The organism is Bradyrhizobium vignae, from assembly GCF_900324035.1.
GTDB classification, from domain to species: Bacteria; Pseudomonadota; Alphaproteobacteria; order Rhizobiales; family Xanthobacteraceae; genus Bradyrhizobium; species Bradyrhizobium vignae.
Genome location: NZ_LS398110.1, coordinates 3,877,969 through 3,894,385, shown reverse-complemented (window position 1 = coordinate 3,894,385; position 16,417 = coordinate 3,877,969). Strand labels below are relative to the sequence as shown.

At 64.7% G+C, this 16,417-nt stretch carries 15 protein-coding genes and 1 pseudogene; 10 read left to right on the top strand and 6 right to left on the bottom strand.

Annotation, left to right across the window (positions count from 1 at the left end):
* Positions 1-67 precede the first annotated feature (67 nt).
* On the bottom strand, positions 68-1,744 hold the full coding sequence (locus BRAD3257_RS18945; RefSeq protein ID WP_122403067.1) for a glutamine--tRNA ligase/YqeY domain fusion protein: 1,677 nt from the start codon (positions 1,742-1,744) through the stop codon (positions 68-70).
* Between the two features lie 154 nt (positions 1,745-1,898).
* On the opposite strand from BRAD3257_RS18945, the gene gltX reads away from it, so the two are divergent.
* The 9 genes and pseudogenes from gltX to BRAD3257_RS42245 all read left to right on the top strand — a co-directional run.
* Positions 1,899-3,323 carry a glutamate--tRNA ligase gene (gltX, locus tag BRAD3257_RS18940; RefSeq protein WP_122403066.1) on the top strand — a complete coding sequence of 475 codons (1,425 nt, stop codon included), beginning with the start codon at positions 1,899-1,901 and terminating at the stop codon, positions 3,321-3,323.
* 146 nt (positions 3,324-3,469) lie between these two features.
* Positions 3,470-4,771: a citrate synthase gene (gene gltA, locus BRAD3257_RS18935; protein WP_122403065.1), complete on the top strand. Its 1,302-nt coding sequence runs from the start codon at positions 3,470-3,472 to the stop codon at positions 4,769-4,771.
* 232 nt (positions 4,772-5,003) lie between these two features.
* Positions 5,004-6,182 (top strand): ROK family transcriptional regulator, encoded by a 1,179-nt coding sequence (locus BRAD3257_RS18930; protein WP_174221580.1) that lies wholly within the window; start codon positions 5,004-5,006, stop codon positions 6,180-6,182.
* A 58-nt stretch (positions 6,183-6,240) separates the two neighbouring features.
* The gene (locus BRAD3257_RS18925) at positions 6,241-7,527 is read left to right on the top strand and encodes an ABC transporter substrate-binding protein (RefSeq protein WP_122403063.1); all 1,287 of its coding nucleotides are present in this window, start codon (positions 6,241-6,243) and stop codon (positions 7,525-7,527) included.
* Positions 7,524-8,447 (top strand): carbohydrate ABC transporter permease, encoded by a 924-nt coding sequence (locus BRAD3257_RS18920; protein WP_162500261.1) that lies wholly within the window; start codon positions 7,524-7,526, stop codon positions 8,445-8,447. Before BRAD3257_RS18925 ends, BRAD3257_RS18920 begins: the two co-directional genes overlap by 4 nt.
* Positions 8,440-9,297 (top strand): carbohydrate ABC transporter permease, encoded by an 858-nt coding sequence (locus BRAD3257_RS18915; RefSeq protein WP_162500260.1) that lies wholly within the window; start codon positions 8,440-8,442, stop codon positions 9,295-9,297. Before BRAD3257_RS18920 ends, BRAD3257_RS18915 begins: the two co-directional genes overlap by 8 nt.
* 10 nt (positions 9,298-9,307) lie before the next feature.
* A complete protein-coding gene (locus BRAD3257_RS18910; protein ID WP_122403060.1) occupies positions 9,308-10,417 on the top strand; it encodes an ABC transporter ATP-binding protein in 1,110 nt (369 codons plus the stop codon).
* The gene (locus BRAD3257_RS18905; RefSeq protein ID WP_122403059.1) at positions 10,414-11,181 is read left to right on the top strand and encodes an SDR family NAD(P)-dependent oxidoreductase; all 768 of its coding nucleotides are present in this window, start codon (positions 10,414-10,416) and stop codon (positions 11,179-11,181) included. The genes BRAD3257_RS18910 and BRAD3257_RS18905 overlap by 4 nt, the downstream gene beginning before the upstream one ends.
* A gap of 174 nt (positions 11,182-11,355) precedes the next feature.
* A pseudogene (locus tag BRAD3257_RS42245) lies at positions 11,356-11,427 on the top strand (hypothetical protein); the annotation flags it as partial.
* A gap of 53 nt (positions 11,428-11,480) precedes the next feature.
* Here BRAD3257_RS42245 and lpxB read toward each other — a convergent pair.
* Genes lpxB through lpxA form a run of 3 tightly spaced genes read right to left on the bottom strand, consistent with a single transcriptional unit; the run spans position 11,481 to position 14,330 of the window.
* Positions 11,481-12,665 (bottom strand): lipid-A-disaccharide synthase, encoded by a 1,185-nt coding sequence (gene lpxB, locus BRAD3257_RS18895; protein ID WP_122403058.1) that lies wholly within the window; start codon positions 12,663-12,665, stop codon positions 11,481-11,483.
* Complete coding sequence (locus BRAD3257_RS18890; RefSeq protein WP_122403057.1) at positions 12,662-13,531, bottom strand: LpxI family protein; 870 nt, start codon at positions 13,529-13,531, stop codon at positions 12,662-12,664. The genes lpxB and BRAD3257_RS18890 overlap by 4 nt, the downstream gene beginning before the upstream one ends.
* Before the next feature lie 7 nt (positions 13,532-13,538).
* Positions 13,539-14,330, bottom strand: coding sequence for an acyl-ACP--UDP-N-acetylglucosamine O-acyltransferase (lpxA, locus tag BRAD3257_RS18885; RefSeq protein ID WP_122403056.1), 792 nt, complete (start codon positions 14,328-14,330; stop codon positions 13,539-13,541).
* Between the two features lie 177 nt (positions 14,331-14,507).
* On the opposite strand from lpxA, the gene BRAD3257_RS18880 reads away from it, so the two are divergent.
* The gene (locus BRAD3257_RS18880) at positions 14,508-14,852 is read left to right on the top strand and encodes a KTSC domain-containing protein (RefSeq protein ID WP_122403055.1); all 345 of its coding nucleotides are present in this window, start codon (positions 14,508-14,510) and stop codon (positions 14,850-14,852) included.
* Positions 14,853-14,858: 6 nt separating this feature from the next.
* Here the strand turns inward: BRAD3257_RS18880 and fabZ are convergent, their stop codons facing one another.
* Both fabZ and lpxD read right to left on the bottom strand, forming a co-directional pair.
* Positions 14,859-15,320, bottom strand: coding sequence for a 3-hydroxyacyl-ACP dehydratase FabZ (gene fabZ / locus BRAD3257_RS18875; RefSeq protein WP_122403054.1), 462 nt, complete (start codon positions 15,318-15,320; stop codon positions 14,859-14,861).
* Positions 15,317-16,384 (bottom strand): UDP-3-O-(3-hydroxymyristoyl)glucosamine N-acyltransferase, encoded by a 1,068-nt coding sequence (gene lpxD, locus BRAD3257_RS18870; RefSeq protein ID WP_122403053.1) that lies wholly within the window; start codon positions 16,382-16,384, stop codon positions 15,317-15,319. Before lpxD ends, fabZ begins: the two co-directional genes overlap by 4 nt.
* Positions 16,385-16,417: the final 33 nt, after the last annotated feature.

The following is a 16,417-nucleotide window of genomic DNA, read 5'->3' as shown; positions in this document are numbered from 1 at the left end:
AGCCGGCGCACCATTTCGCGATGATGGCGGAAACGATGGCGTCGGCGTCGCTTGCTCAGGTCAGCCCTCAACCTTTCGCGACTTCCTTCGCGAACGTGTCGCGCAGGCCGATGGTGCGCGAGAACACCGGCTTGCCCGGCGTCGAGTCCTTGTCGCGCACGAAATAGCCCTGGCGCTCGAACTGCACCGGCTCGGTCGAATTGCTCTCCGCAACGCAAGCCTCGATCCGCGCATCGGACAGGATCTCCAGCGAATTCGGATTGAGATCGGCTGCGAAATTCGAGGCGTCCGGGCTCGGATTGGAGAACAGCTGGTTGTAGATGCGGATCTCCGCCGGCTTCGACGTCGCCGCCGCCAGCCAGTGCATGGTCGCCTTGACCTTGCGGCCGTCGGGCGCGTTGCCGCCCTTGGTCGCGGGATCATAGGTGCAGCGCAGCTCCACCACTTCGCCCTTGTCGTTCTTGATCACGCCGGTGCACTTGACGAAGTAGGCATAGCGCAGCCGCACCTCGTTGCCCGGCGACAAGCGGAAGAACTTCTTCGGCGGGTTCTCCATGAAGTCGTCCTGCTCGATATAGAGCTCGCGGCCGAACGTGATCTTGCGCGTGCCGACCGACGGATCGTCGGGATGGTTGATCGCCTCGAGCTCCTCGGTCTGCCCTTCCGGATAGTTCTCGATCACGACCTTCAGCGGCCTCAAGACCGCCATGCGGCGCTGCGCCGTGCGGTTCAGCTCCTCGCGGATGCAGAACTCCAGCATGCCGACGTCGACCACGCTGTTGGCTTTGGCGACGCCGATGCGCTTGACGAACTCGCGCAAGGCGGCCGGCGGCACGCCGCGGCGGCGCATTCCCGCGATGGTCGGCATGCGCGGATCGTCCCAGCCCGCGACATGGGCGTCGCGGACAAGCTGGGTCAGCACGCGCTTGGACAGCAGCGTGTAGGTCAGGTTCAGCCGCGCGAATTCGTACTGGTGCGGCTTGGACGGTACCGGCAGCTTCTCGATGAACCAGTCGTAGAGCGGCCGGTGGTCCTCGAACTCCAACGTGCAGATCGAATGCGTGATGCCTTCGATGGCGTCCGACTGGCCGTGGGCGTAGTCGTAGCTCGGATAGATGCACCAGGCGTTGCCGGTGCGCGGGTGGTGCGCATGCAGGATGCGATACAGCACGGGATCGCGCAGATTGATGTTGCCCGCTTCCATATCGATCTTGGCCCGCAGCACACGCGCCCCGTTGGGGAATTCGCCGGCCTTCATCCGCCGGAACAGGTCGAGGTTCTCCTCCACGCTGCGGTCCCGGAACGGCGAGTTCTTGCCCGGCTCGGTCAGCGTGCCGCGCGAGAGGCGGATCTCCTCCTGGGTCTGGTCGTCGACATAGGCGAGCCCGTCGCGGATCAGCTGCTCCGCCCATTCGTACAGACGGTCGAAATAGTCCGAGGCGAAGAACAGGTTCTTGCCCCAGTCATAACCGAGCCAGCGCACGTCGGCCTGGATGGAATCGATATATTCCTGCTCTTCCTTGACCGGGTTGGTATCATCGAAACGCAAATGGCAGCGGCCCGGAAACTCCTGGGCGATGCCGAAGTTGAGTGCGATCGACTTGGCGTGGCCGATATGCAAGTAGCCGTTCGGCTCCGGCGGGAACCGGGTCACGATCTCCTGGTACTTGCCCTGATCGAGATCGGCCTGGATGATGTCACGAATGAAATCGCGCCCAACCTCAGCTGCCACCGGTTCTGTCATTACGAAAATCCTGTAGGGAAATCAGCGGTCCTTCTGCCAAATTCGCGTGGCCGCGCCAAGAGCTTAAGCAAGGCCTGCCAGGTCCGCGTCGGGCTTTAGTTATGTCCCGTTCCTGCTATACACCACCGCCTCCAATGCATAGGCCTTGCCAAGAATGTCCGATTCCGTCGTCACGCGCTTTGCTCCCTCCCCGACCGGCTTTCTCCATATCGGGGGCGCCCGCACGGCGCTGTTCAACTGGCTCTATGCCAAGAAGCACGGCGGCAAGATGCTGCTCCGGATCGAGGATACCGACCGGGAGCGCTCCACGGAGGCTGCGATCGGCGCCATCCTCGACGGGTTGAGGTGGCTCGAGCTCGGCTGGGACGGCGAGGTGATCTACCAGTACAGCCGCGCCGCCCGCCACCGCGAGGTCGCCGAGCAGCTGCTGGCCGACGGTAAGGCCTATCGCTGCTACGCCACGGCCGAGGAGCTCGCCGCCATGCGCGAGAAGGCGCGCGCGGAAGGCCGCACCCGCCGCTATGATGGCATGTGGCGCGACCGGGATCCCGCGACGGCGCCAAGCGACGTGAAGCCCACCATCCGCCTGCGCGCGCCGCAGACCGGCGAGACCGTGATCGAGGACCAGGTCCAGGGCCGCGTGGTCTGGCAGAACGAGAACCTCGACGATCTCGTCCTGCTGCGCGGCGATGGCAACCCGACCTATATGCTCGCGGTGGTCGTCGACGACCACGACATGGGCGTTACCCACGTGATCCGCGGCGACGACCATCTGATCAACGCCGCGCGCCAGAAGCAGATCTACGATGCGATGGGCTGGGCACTGCCGAGCATGTCCCACATCCCCCTGATCCACGGCCCGGACGGCTCGAAACTGTCGAAGCGGCATGGCGCGCTCGGCGTCGATGCCTACCGCGCCATGGGATACCTGCCTGCGGCGCTGCGCAACTACCTGGTCCGGCTCGGCTGGAGCCATGGCGACCAGGAGATCTTCTCGACCGAGGAGATGATCGCGGCGTTCGACCTCGCCAGCGTCGGCCGGGCCGCCGCCCGCTTCGACTTCGCCAAGCTGGAAAGCCTCAACGGCCACTACATCCGCCACACCGACGATCAATCGCTCGTGAAGATGTTCGAGGACGTGCTCGACCATGTGCCCGGACGGAGCGAGCTCAAGGCCAAGTTAAACGACACCACGCGTTCGCAGCTCCTCAAGGCCATGCCGGCCCTGAAGGAGCGCGCCAAGACGCTGATCGAGCTGATCGACGGCGCCCATTTCATCTTTGCCGACCGGCCGCTGGCGCTCGATCCCAAGGCGGAAGCATTGCTGACGCCCGAAAATCGCAAGCTGATCGGCCAGCTTCATTCCGCGCTGGAGAAGGTCGAGACGTGGAGCGGTACGGCAACTGAAGCCGCGCTGCGCGCCTTTGCCGAGGAAAATAGTCTCAAACTCGGCGCGGTCGCCCAGCCGCTCAGGGCGGCGCTCACCGGACGGACGACGTCGCCTGGTATATTTGAGGTTTTGGACGTCCTGGGGCGCCAGGAGAGCCTCGGCCGGCTTAAGGATCAGTCTACGACGTAAGTCGACCATGCGTGCGGCGATCTTGCAGCGCACATAGCAATAATATACCCATCTCCCCCGTACATTCTGGAACATCCGGCCTGCCCCCATGCTCTCCCTGGGGGCCTCCGGCTCCGGCCCGTTTCACCACACATCGGGGACCTCTGATGGACGCAAAACCAAGCCCAAAGACCGCGACGCTGACGGTCGGAAACAAGAATTACGATCTCCCGATCCTCAGCGGTAGCGTCGGGCCTGACGTCATCGATATCGGCAAGCTCTACGGCCAATCCGGCCTGTTCACCTACGATCCGGGCTTCACCTCGACCGCGAGCTGCCAGTCCAAGATCACCTATATCGACGGTGATGCGGGCGTGCTGGAATACCGCGGCTACCCGATCGAGCAGCTCGCCGAGCACGGCGACTTCCTGGAGACCTGCTATCTCCTGCTCTACGGGGATCTGCCGACCGCCGCGCAGAAGAAGGATTTCGACTATCGCGTGACCCATCACACGATGGTGCACGAGCAGATGGCCCGCTTCTTCCAGGGCTTCCGCCGCGACGCCCATCCGATGGCGATCATGGTGGCGGCCGTCGGCGCGCTGGCCGCGTTCTATCACGACTCGACCGACATCAACGATCCCAAGCAGCGCATGGTCGCCTCCATGCGCATGATCGCCAAGATCCCGACGCTGGCCGCGATGGCCTACAAGTATACCGTCGGCCAGCCCTTCGTTTATCCGAAGAACTCGCTGCGCTTTGCCGAGAACTTCCTGAACATGTGCTTCGCGGTGCCCTGCGAGGATTACAAGGTCAGCCCGGTTCTCGCCGACGCGCTGGAGAAGATCTTCATCCTGCACGCCGACCACGAGCAGAACGCCTCGACCTCGACGGTGCGCATCGCCGGCTCCTCGGGCGCCAACCCGTTCGCCTGCATCGCAGCCGGCATCGCCTGCCTGTGGGGCCCGGCGCATGGCGGCGCCAACGAAGCCGCGCTCAACATGCTCTACGAGATCGGCACGGTCGATAAGATCCCCGAGTTCATCGCCAAGGTGAAGGACAAGAACTCGGAAGTCCGCCTCATGGGCTTCGGTCACCGCGTCTACAAGAACTACGATCCGCGCGCCAAGATCATGCAGAAGATGTGTCACGCCGTGCTCAAGGAGACCGGCCATGGCGACGATCCGATGCTGAAGGTGGCGATGGAGCTCGAGAAGATCGCGCTCAGCGACCAGTACTTCATCGATCGCAAGCTCTACCCGAACGTCGACTTCTATTCGGGCATCACGCTGAAGGCGATGGGCTTCCCGGTCTCGATGTTCACCGTGCTGTTCGCGGTCGCCCGCACCGTCGGCTGGATCAGCCAGTGGAGCGAGATGATCGAGGATCCGCATCAGAAGATCGGCCGTCCGCGCCAGCTCTACACCGGCGTCGCCAAGCGCGATTACGTTCCGATCGACAAGCGCTAACAATCGGCCATAACGGCTTCGAAGCGGCGTCATCGAAAGATGGCGCCGTTTTCGTTTGCGGGACCCGTCGAGTGGTAAAGCGCAGCTGCCCAACCTCACGATTTCCTCGGCAGCTGACGCGGCAACCATGCTGCCGCGCACAACAACAAGTCGGCGCACCGCGCCGGCCACCGCTTGACAGCCGAAGCGCTCCGCGCGCAAATTCTTACACTAAGTAAGAATGACGACAGGGATGGAAATGCCGGAGCAGCCGCGAAGTCGGCGGCAGACGCGCGCTGCCATTTTGACTCATCTGCTTCAGTCGGGCGGCTCGTTTCGTCCGCCTCTGGCCAAGGCCGTGCGCCTGTCGGAAGCGAGCCTGTCGCGCATCCTGTTCGACCTGAAGGCCGAAGGCCTGATCGAGGAAGTGCGGCGCCCTGCTCCTTACGTCGGCGGCCCGACGGGCCTCGTGTCACTCGACGGTGCGGTGGCGCTCGCAGCCGTCGAGCTGAGCGCTCAATGGCTCAGCGTCGGCGTCGGCGGTCTCGCCGGCGAATTGCACTACACGGAGCGTCTGCCACTGCCGAAGGTACCCACGGTCGAAACGGTCGGCCGCGTGTTCGGCGAGGCGATGACATTGCTGCGCGACTGGACACGCCGCCGCCACATCACGCTCTCACAAATCGGCGTCTCCATTCCGGGCCTTGGCCGGCTCACCGTATCCGGCAACCCGATCATCCCCTGCCATGTCGCGCGTCTCAGTGGCATGATCGGCGAGATGTTTGCCGGGGTGCCGCTGGAATTCACCAATTCGGTGGTGGCGCACGCCATCTTTCACCGCTGCCGCACGCAGAACTATCCGTTCAGCGACACGCATCTGTTCGTCCTCGTCAGCCACGGCGTTGCCGGCGCCTGGATGGATGATCCGGCCGAGGCCGATGCCCTGCAACCGATCGAACTCGGCCACATGGTGTTCGGGCCTGAGGGACCGCGCTGCCGCTGCGGCCATCACGGCTGCGTCGAGGCCTATACCTCGCTTCCCGCTCTGGCCGCGCTCCTCGGCATCTCCGAGGCTGAATTGCTCCAGCACGGCAGCGAATGGGTGCACACGATCCCGCTCTCGGCGCGCGTGCGCCAGGAGTTGCGGCGACGCTTGTTCCGGCTTGGCCTTGCGGTCGGCAACACGCTGAACGTCAAGCCATGCGGCGGCGTCGCGATCAGCGGCTGGCCCTCGCTTCTGTCCGAAGAGGATCGGAAGGCGGTGGTCGATGGGATCGACGCCTGCCTGCTGGGCGGACGCAAACTGGCGCGGCTATCCCTCGCCTTCGTGCCGCCCTCGACGGGCAACGATCCGCAAGCCGCACTGGCTTTCGCCGCCTTTTGTCTGGCCAGCCGCGGCGGCATGCCGGCGGCATCGACGGAGGCGGCCTGACATGCGCTGAACCTGCACGTCCCATATGTGCCGAGACTTCACACCGGGAGGAATTGCAATGCCGATCACAACAACAAGGCGCCGTCTGCTCGCTGGATCCGTCGCCACACTCGCCCTGCCGGCATTTGCCCGCGCGCAAGGCGCGGTCAAGCCGCGCCTGACCGCGATCTCGCAATGGTCCGCGGGCAGCGACGGAGCGGCGATCACGGCGCTGGGCAAGAAATTCGAGGAGAAAGGCGGCGTTTGGCAGCACTCGCCCGTCCCCGGCTTCACCACCGAGATGATGAACAAGCTGCGCGCGCAGATCATGGCCGGCGATCCGCCGGCCTGCTCGCAGCTCAAGGGTCCGGAGATTGCGGCCTGGTCGAAGATTGCTCCGACCGTCGATCTCGACGGCGTCGTCGCTGCCGCCGGTTACGAAAAGGTCGTCGCTCCCGATCTTGCGCGATTGCACAAGCCGGCGGGCAAATGGATTGCATTGCCGTTGCAGATCTACAGCACCAACATGCTGTTCCTGTCCAAACGCGCGATGGACAAGGCCAAGGCCGACAAGATCCCCGTCACCTGGGCCGACTTCAATGACCTCGCCGAAAAGATGAAAGCGGGCGGTGTCCCCTATCCCATTGCCAACGGTGGGACCCGCCCCGACGACGGGCAGAAATTCGAGGCCGCGCTCGCGGGCATCAGTCCCACCGCATACCGCGCAGCCATCATGAATCTCGACACGAAAGCTCTCGAGGGACCCGAGATCAAGGCTGCGTTCGCGCAGGTGCGCAAGATCTCCGACTGGATGGACCCCAACGTCGGCGCCCAACATTTTTCGACCAACCTGAAGCGCTTCGTCGACGGCGACATGGGCATGATGATCATGGGCGGCTGGGCGCAGGGCGTGTTGCGCAATGCCGGCTTCAAGTTCGAGGACTTCATGATTGCACCGGGCCCCAGCGACAACAGCAAGCCGGTCTTCCTGTTGAATGCCGATGCTTTCATCTTCTGGCAGCGCAAGGAGCCGGACCTGCAAGCCGGCCAGATGCTGATGGCCCAGCTCGTCATGGATCCGGCGATCCAGACGATGTATTCGCAGATCACCGGATCGATCCCCGTGCGCACCGATGTTGACCTTTCCGGCGAAGGCTGGTCAGAAGGTCAACGGCGGACCGCAGCAGCTCTAAAGGACGCGATCGCCAGCAATCAGGCGGTCCTGAGCCTTGCGCACAACATGGCGCAGGAAAACGGCATGACCGCGGCGATGATCGACGTGATCACGGAGTACGTGAAGAACAAGACGATCAAGCCGGAGCAAGCGGTCACCCGCCTCGCCGAGGCCGTCGAGGGCGCACGTTGACCGATGCCGTCCTGACAAGACCGGGGCGGTCGGCGGCTACCGAATTGGTGCGCCGGCTGCCCGAATATCTCTTGATCTGGGTGCCGCTGCTGCTGTCCGCGGCGCACCTCGTGTCGTTCGCGCTGTGGACGATCTGGATATCGTTCACGCCATCCACTCTGGTCCCGGTCGCGGGCTGGGTCGGCTTGCGCAACTACACGGCGGTCACGGCATCGCGGAACTGGCAGATCGCCTTCGACAATTTGCTGCTGTTTGGCAGCGCTTTCGTGCTGCTGAGCGCAGCGACCGGGCTCATCCTTGCGATCCTGCTCGATCAGCGCATTCGCGGCGAGAACCTGCTGCGCTCCATCTTCCTGTATCCCCTTGCCGTGTCTTTCGTGGTCACGGGCACGGTCTGGAGCTGGCTGCTCAATCCTGGCCTCGGGATCCAGAAGCTGGTCCACGACCTCGGCTGGACCTCCTTCAAGTTCGACTGGCTGATCGACCGCGACATGGCCATCTGGACCATTGTCATTGCTGCGATCTGGCAGTCGTCGGGCTTCGCCATGGCGCTCTTCCTTGCCGGCCTGCGGTCCGTCGACGCCGACATCATCAAGGCCGCTCAGATCGACGGTGCAGGCCCGGTCCGAATCTACCGGCGCATCATTCTGCCGTCGCTCTGGCCGATCACCGTCACCGTCGTCGTGATCCAGTTGCAGTTCGCGATTTCGACGTTCGATCTCGTACGCGCGCTCACCAACGGTGGACCGGGAATCGCGACGCAGCTGCCGGCCCTCGTCGTCTACGACCTCATGTTCCAGCGCAGCCTGCTCGGCCGCGGCGCGGCGGCGGCGGTGCTCATGCTGCTCATTCTTCTCACGGTGCTGTTGCCCTATGCGGCGTGGCGATATGTTCAGCGACGGCGGGCCGCCCATGCGTGATCGCAGCTTCGCACCGAGCCGGATCTTGATCTATCTCGCCGTTTCGCTGGTCGCCGCGGCCTGGCTCGCGCCGCTGGTCGTTGTGGTGCTGAACTCGCTCCGTAGCAACGAGGAGATCGCGCAGGCCTCGATGATCGGTTGGCCGCGGCAATGGGCCTGGAGCAATTACGCCGCAGCCTGGAGCGGCTTCTGCGTCGCCGAGACCTGCGCCGGCATCCGGCCGTACATGCTGAACTCCGCGCTCGTCACGATCCCTGCGACGATTTTCTCGACCATGCTCGGTGCGATCGCCGGCTACGCCGTGTCGCTCTGGCGCTTTCGCGGCGACAACTGGATCTACGGCATCGTGACCCTTGGCCTGTTCCTTCCCCAGCAGATGCGCCTCTTGCCCTGGACCATCGTGCTGCGGGACATCGGTCTCATCAACACGCTGACGGGTCTCGTGCTGATTCACACGATCCAGGGACTCTCCTTCACCACGCTGTTCTGCCGAAACTACTATGTCGCCATTCCCCATGAATTGATTAGGGCCGCGCGCATCGACGGGGCGGGCTTCTTTCGTATCTTCTGGCGCATCATCCTGCCGCTCTCGGGTCCCATCCTGATCGTCACGGTGATCTGGCAGTTCACGCATATCTGGAACGAGTTCCTCTATGGCGTGACATTCACGACGGGCCAGCAGCAGCCCGTCACGGCGGCTCTGATCGCACTATCGGCCGCAGTCGCGGACATCCCGCAGCATGGCGTGCAGAGCGCCGCGGTGATCATCGCGGCGCTGCCCACTTTGTTGATCTATCTCCTCGGCGGCAAGTACTTCGTCCGCGGCCTGACTGCCGGGGCCGTGAAATGATGAGGCCATCATGGCAGCACTGAGCATTCGCGCCCTATCCAAGCGTTACGCCAATCTGGAGGTGCTGAAGGGCATCGATCTCGACATCGAGAGCGGCGAGTTCACCGTACTGGTCGGGCCGTCCGGCTGCGGCAAGTCCACGCTGCTCAACATGGTCGCCGGGCTCGATCGTCCGAGCGCGGGGACGATCGAAATCGGTGGGCGCATCGTCAACGACGTCGCGCCGAAAGACCGCGACATCGCGATGGTGTTTCAGTCCTACGCGCTCTATCCCTCGATGACGGTGCGCCAGAACATCACCTTCGGCATGGAATGCCGGCACGTGCCCAAGGCGGAGCAAGAGAAAGCGGTCGCGAATGTCGCAAAGCTGCTCCAGATCGAGCCGCTGCTCGGCCGCAAGCCGGCGCAATTGTCCGGCGGCCAGCGCCAGCGCGTGGCGATGGGGCGCGCGCTGGTGCGCAATCCCCTGCTCTTCCTGTTCGACGAGCCGCTCTCCAATCTCGACGCCAAGCTGCGCGTCGAGATGCGGATGGAGATCAAGCGCCTGCATCAGCGCATCGGCGCCACCATCGTCTATGTCACCCACGACCAGATCGAGGCGATGACGATGGCGACGCGGATCGCCGTGATGCATCAGGGCAGCGTGCAACAGTTTGCCGACCCCGATACCGTGTACCGCTACCCCGCCAATCTGTTCGTGGCGCGCTTCATGGGCTCGCCGCCGATGAACACCATGCCGGCGCGGCTCGAGGCCGCCAGTGACGGGGCGGTGGTCGTGATCGGCGCGGGACGGCCCGACGAGGTTCGTCTGCGCCTCAGGGGATACGACGCCGCAGCCTCCTTTGTCGGGCGCGAGGTGGTGTTCGGGATCAGACCGGAATGCATTGCCGAGGCCAGCCGCACCTTTTCCAGCGATGCGCCTGTCCGCGTCGACGCGCCGGTGGAGTTGGTCGAGCCGACCGGTGCCGAGACGATGGTGTTGCTGCGGCTCGGGGGCGAGCCTGCGATGGCGCGGATCTCGCCGGATATCCGTCCCGCGCCCGGCACGACCGCCGCCTTCGCGCTCGACACCCGCCGCATTTGCCTGTTCGACCCCGAGACGGAGCGACTGATCGCATGACGAAGACGACCTATTCAGGCCTTGCGGGCCGCGTGGTGTTGATTACCGGAGGAGCCAGTGGCATCGGCGCCGCCTTCGTCCGGGCCTTTGCGGCCCAGGGGGCCCGGGTCGCCTTCTTCGACATCGATACGGACGCCGGCGGAACGCTGGTGCGGGAAGTAGCGGCCTCGTCCGGGACCGCCCCGCTGTTCGTGTCCTGCGATCTCCTCGACATCGATGCCTTGCGCTCCGCGATGGCAGAGGCCCACCGTTCGCTCGGCGATGCCGCCGTTCTCGTCAACAACGCCGCCAACGATCAACGCCAGATTCTCGCCGAGGTGACGCCGGCCGAGTTCGATTGGATGATCGGTGTCAATCTCAAGCACGTCTTCTTTGCCGCACAGGCAGTGGTGCCGCAGATGCGGGCGCGCGGCGGCGGCTCCATCATCAACATGTCGTCGATCGCCTGGATGCGCGGCGCGCCGGCGCTGCCGGTCTATGCCGCGGCGAAAGCGGCGATCGTCGGCTTCACCAACTCGCTGGCGCGGTCGGTCGGCCCCGACCGCATTCGCGTCAACGCGATAGCGCCGGGCATGGTGATCACCGAGCGCCAGCGCCGGCTGTGGTATCCGGACGAGCAGGTCATCGCCGGGATGCGTGCGCGCCAGGCCGTTCCCGACGCGGTGACGCCCGATGACATCGCCAACATGGCACTGTTCCTCGCCTCAGACGAAAGCCGGCGCATCACCAGCCAGTGTTTCCGGGTCGACGCGGGCCTCGGCTAAAGCATGATCCGGAAAAGTGCGAAGCGGTTTTCCGGAAAGTTCATGCGTAAACAACAAGTTAAAGCGCGATGACGATTCATCCAAATCTCATCGCGCTACAGGGCGCGTACCCAACATCGACTCGGGTCCGCTTTTTCGATGGAGCACTAAACAGTCGGCAGGGGGCGCGTCACCTTCGTAGTTGCGAAACGTGGCTCGGAATGGATGATCGTCCATCTGCACCGGTCTCCCTTGCCCACAACGTAGCGCTTAAGGTCTCAACAAGTTAGCGGCTGATGCACGCGATATGAGTACACGTGCTAGCTCGCCCGACGTCCTTTGCGCATCGTCGCGAGCACGATTTCGGCGGCGAGCATGCTCGGCGATTTGTTGCCGGTTGACATGATCTGATCGAGCTTGGCGAATGCCTCGACCTGCTCACGGCGGAGCGGCGAATCCGTCAGCAGCGCAGAGAGCGCCGGCGCCAGCTTCTCCGGCGTGCACTCCTCCTGCAGGAACTCCGGGATGACATCCCTGCCGATCACGAGATTGGCAAGGATCACCGAGGAGACGCGGATCGCGCGGCGCAGGATGAAGGCCTCGATGGCGCCGACGCGATAGGCCGTCACCATCGGAATGCCCGACAATGCGAGCTCGAGCGTCACCGTGCCGGATTTGGCCAGCGCAGCATGCGCGATGCGGAAGGCCGCACGCCTCTCGCTCTCGCCGATCACGATGTGAGGCTTGACCGGCCAATGCGCTATGCCTTCGCGGATGGTGGTTTCGAGATGCGGCATGGTCGGCAGCATCGGCTCGAACGCGCAGCCCTTAGCCTGCAACCGGCCCAGCGTTGCGCCGAACACGTCGAGATGATGCCGGATCTCGCTGCGGCGGCTGCCGGGCAGCACCAGCAGCACCGGGGGCTCACTGTTGCGGCGCTTCTGCTCCTCCGCGTTCGGCCGCAGCGAGCCCAATTGCTCGATCAGGGGATGGCCGACATAGCTGCATGGCGGTCCGCCGAGCTTGCGGTATTCCTCGGGCTCGAACGGCAGCAGGCCGAGCACGTGATCGACATAGCCGAGCATGGTCCGTGCCCGTCCCGGCCGCCATGCCCAGAGCTGCGGCGAGACGTAATCGACGATGGGAATCGCCGGACTGCGCGACCGCACGCGCCGGGCGACGCGGTGGGTGAAGTCCGGGCTGTCGATGATGACGAGCGCGTCGGGCGCAGCCTCGGTCACGGCGTCAGCCGTGTTACGGATCAGCCGCAGGATCTTCGGCAATTGCTGCACCACCGCGGCAAAGCCGACGATCGACAGCTCCTCGATCGGAAACAGCGATTCGAGGCCCTCGCGCGCCATGGTGCGGCCGCCGACGCCGACGAACTGCACGCCATCGCCGAGGCGCTGGCGCAGCACCTTCATCAAGGCGCTGCCGAGCCTGTCGCCGGATTCCTCCGTCGCGATCAGGAAGATCTTGCGCTTGGGATCGCGGTCCAGCATCACGCGGGCAGGCCGATGACGAAGAGATATTTCGCGTCGGCAAGCGCGATCATCGCCTGCGGCTCGGCGGCGATGGTGTTGCCGGCGATGACGGCGATGCCGGCAAGGCCGGCGGCCGCGACGCCCTCGATCGTGCGCGGGCCGATCGTCGGCAGGTCGAAGCGCAGATCCTGGCCGCTCTTCGGCGCCTTCACCAGCACGCCGCGTCCCGTGGCGGCGCGGATGCGCCCCTCCTCGCGCAGGCGCGCCACGCGCGCAAGCAGTGCGTCGGTGCCCTCGATGTCCTCGACCGCGACCACATGACCGTCGATCACGACCGCTGCCTGGCCGATGTCGAACGGACCGAGTGCGGTCAGCACTGCCCGGCCGCGTTCGATGTCACTCTTGCTGGTGCCGCTCGGCCAGGTGCGGCTGATGCAGCCCTCGGGCATCAGCAGATCCGGCGCGACATCCTTGATGCCGACCATGCGGAAGCCGTCCTGCTCGAGGATTCGGCCGACACCCGACAGCAGATGATCGTCGCCGCCGCGGAACGCGCGGATGACATTGCCGAGCAGGCGCAGCGTCTTGACGTCGAAACGGATCTCGGACAGCGAGGGCCGCACCAAGGTGCCGATGAAGATCAGGTCGCGGCAGCCTTCCTGGCGGAACAGCCGCATCGCGCGGCCGAGCTGGCCGACCGATATCCAGCGGTGGCGGAACTGCTCAACCCGCGCCGGATCGCAGGCCCCGCGTAGCGGAAACAGCACCGGCGTGATGCCGCGCGCCGCAAGCGACTCGGCGACCGCGAACGGCATGGCGCCACCGCCGGCGACGATACCGACCGGTGACGAAACTTGCGAAGCCGCCGATGTCGTGCCCGCGGCCATCACAGGATCACTTTGCGATGGCGGGAAGACAGAGCGGGCGCTTGCCCTTGCCGATGAAGTCGAGAATTTCGGCGATCGCGGAGTCTTCGCCCGCGAGCGGCCGCACTGCCTCCAGCCGCTCGGCGAAGGTGCCGGGCCCGTGGAAGAGCTTCTGATAGAACGCGCGCACGGTCGCGAGCCGCTGCTTGGTGAATTTGCGGCGCTTCATGCCGATCAAATTGAGGCTCTCCAGCACCGCATATTGGCCGTTGACCAGTCCATACGGGATGACGTCGTCGCGCACGCCGCACACGCCTCCGACCATGACATAGGGGCCGATGCGCGTGAACTGATGCACGGCGGACAGGCCGCCGATGTAAACGGCGTCGCCGATCTCGCAGTGGCCGCCGAGCGTCGCCGACGTCGCGAAGATCACGTTGTCGCCGACCATGCAGTCATGGCCGACATGGCTGTTGTTCATGAAATAGCCGCCGCTGCCGACGCGGGTCAGCCCTCCACCCTTGATCGTGCCGACATTCATCGTCGCACCTTCCCGGATGGTGCAGCCCGAACCGATCTCGAGCCGGGTCGGCTCGCCCTTGTAACTGAGATCCTGCGGGGCGCCGCCGAGCACTGCGAATGGCGAGATCACGCAGTCATTGCCGAGCGAGGTGTGGCCGATGACGGTGACATGTCCGATCAGCTTGCAGTTCGCGCCGATCACGACGTTCGGGCCGATGATGCAATAGGGTCCGATCTCGGTACCCTCGCCGATCACGGCGCCGTCCGCGACCCGTGCGGTGGGATCAATCTTGCTCATCAAGCCAATCTTACTCGTCAAGAAGGTCTGGTTATGTATTGAAGTCGCTTGGTTTTCGGGTGGTTAGCGCGACTATGCCCGATCTGTCCAGTGACGTATCATCTCGTCCTGTTTCAAGTGCTGGATGAGGCGGCCCTCCCGCCCCCCTCAACACGTTCAGGCGGAGCTTCAACGATCGTGGTCAGGGCCTTCGTCCTTCTGCTCGCGCAGCTCGCGGGCACACCGATCGTGTCCGAGACGGTCGAGACCGACGAACACCGCCTCGTCGATCTCCAGACATTCGAATGCCGGGACATCACCCGCAGCACGGTGCTTCAGCGGGTCTGTTACGATCGCGCGCAGCAGGACCTGATCGTCGCGAGCCACGGCGCCTATGACCGCTATTGCGGCGTGACGGCCGAGACGGTCGAGCGCCTCCTCGGCGCGCCGTCGATGGGCCAGTTCTTCAACCGGAATATCAAGCGCGAGACGACCGCCGGGCGCTACGCGTGCCGGACGCGCGAGCCGGCCCGGAAGGGTTGAGGCCGCTCAATCCGTCAGCATGGCGCCGACATCGGCCTCCGCGACGATCTGGCCGTTGACCTTGGCGTCGCCGTGAAACCACCACATGGCCTTGCGGCGCCCGAGCGAGCGCATGTGATACTCGATGGTGTCGCCGGGCAGCACCGGCTTGCGGAACTTGCACTTGTCGATGGTGAGGAAATAGACCGCGCGCGGCTTCTCCGTGCCTTCGACCGACTTGATGCCGATCACGCCGGCGGTCTGCGCCATCGCCTCGATCATCATGACGCCGGGATAGACCGGGCGCTCGGGGAAATGTCCCTGGAAGGCCGGCTCGTTGAAGGTGACGTTCTTGATGCCGATGCCGCTGTAATCGGCGCGGATGTTGATCACGCGGTCGATCAGCAGCATCGGAAAACGGTGCGGCAGGGTCTGGAGGATCGCGTTGATATCCACCAGCTCGAACTTAACAGGTGATTCCGCCGTCATTCCCGTCCCTCGTCCTTCGGATCGGCCTTGCTGTCGCGTACCAGGCGCTCCACCGCGATGATCTCCTTGAACCATTGTTTGGTCGGCTTGGCGAAATGTCCGCCCCAGCGACCGCCTGGCGGGATGTCGTCCTTGACGGCGCTCATGGCGGTCACCTGAGCCCCATCGCCGATCTTGAGGTGATTGTTGATGCCAACCTTCGCTCCGAGCGCCACGTTGTCGCCGATGGTCAGGCTGCCGGCGAGGCCGATCTGGGCCGCCAGCAGGCAGTGCCGACCGATCGTCACATTGTGGCCGATCTGGACCTGGTTGTCGATTTTGGTCCCCTCGCCGATCACGGTGTCGCGCAAGGACCCCCGGTCGATCGTGGTGTTGGCCCCGACCTCAACGTCGTTCTGGATCAGCACCCGCCCGGTCTGCGGTACCTTCAGATGGCCCTCGGGGCCGAAGAAGATGAAGCCGTAGCCGTCCTGGCCGATGGAGCAGCCGGGATGGATCAGCACGTTGTTGCCGATCAGGGCGCACTGGATCGCCGTGCGGGCGCCGACATTGCAGTCCCGGCCGATCTTCACGCCGGGGCCGATCACCGCTCCGACGCCGATCACGGTGCCGCTGCCGATCTCGACGTCCGGGCCGATCACGGCCAGCGGATCGACGATCACCCCGTCCTCGAGCCGGGCCGAGGGGTCGATGATTGCCGAGGGTGCGATGCCGTCATTGCCGACCCAGGACTGCGGCCGCAGCGCGTCGCCGTGCCACTCCCGAGCGATCCTGACGAAGGCGCGGAATGGCTGCGCCACCCGCAGCACGGCCACATGCGCGGGCACCTCGGCCTCGAAGCGCGGGCTGACCAGACAGGCGCCCGCCTTGGTCGCCCTGAGTTGATCGGCATATTTGAGGTTGTCGAAGAATGCCAGATGCATCGGGCCCGCCTCGTCAAGCGAAGCTAGGCCCGTGATGATGTGGCCGCCCCTCTCGGGGTCGACCAGCTGCGCCTTGGTCAGCGTGGCAATCTCGGCCAATACTGTGGCAGGCGGCTTTGTGAAGAAGGTCGGCTGCGCCATTCCACCCGTCGCGGTCCGGCTTCGGCATGAAGC

Bases quoted from the DNA above. Each gene is read 5' to 3' on its own strand.
- BRAD3257_RS18925 (WP_122403063.1), top strand. From the start codon at position 6,241: ATGCCGATCACAACAACAAGGCGCCGTCTGCTCGCTGGATCCGTCGCC.
- BRAD3257_RS18910 (WP_122403060.1), top strand. From the start codon at position 9,308: ATGGCAGCACTGAGCATTCGCGCCCTATCCAAGCGTTACGCCAATCTG.
- fabZ (WP_122403054.1), bottom strand. From the start codon at position 15,320: ATGACGGCGGAATCACCTGTTAAGTTCGAGCTGGTGGATATCAACGCG.
- lpxA (WP_122403056.1), bottom strand. From the start codon at position 14,330: ATGAGCAAGATTGATCCCACCGCACGGGTCGCGGACGGCGCCGTGATC.
- BRAD3257_RS18915 (WP_162500260.1), top strand. From the start codon at position 8,440: ATGCGTGATCGCAGCTTCGCACCGAGCCGGATCTTGATCTATCTCGCC.
- BRAD3257_RS18930 (WP_174221580.1), top strand. From the start codon at position 5,004: ATGGAAATGCCGGAGCAGCCGCGAAGTCGGCGGCAGACGCGCGCTGCC.
- BRAD3257_RS18890 (WP_122403057.1), bottom strand. From the start codon at position 13,531: ATGGCCGCGGGCACGACATCGGCGGCTTCGCAAGTTTCGTCACCGGTC.
- BRAD3257_RS18945 (WP_122403067.1), bottom strand. From the start codon at position 1,744: ATGACAGAACCGGTGGCAGCTGAGGTTGGGCGCGATTTCATTCGTGAC.
- BRAD3257_RS18905 (WP_122403059.1), top strand. From the start codon at position 10,414: ATGACGAAGACGACCTATTCAGGCCTTGCGGGCCGCGTGGTGTTGATT.
- gltA (WP_122403065.1), top strand. From the start codon at position 3,470: ATGGACGCAAAACCAAGCCCAAAGACCGCGACGCTGACGGTCGGAAAC.
- gltX (WP_122403066.1), top strand. From the start codon at position 1,899: ATGTCCGATTCCGTCGTCACGCGCTTTGCTCCCTCCCCGACCGGCTTT.
- lpxD (WP_122403053.1), bottom strand. From the start codon at position 16,384: ATGGCGCAGCCGACCTTCTTCACAAAGCCGCCTGCCACAGTATTGGCC.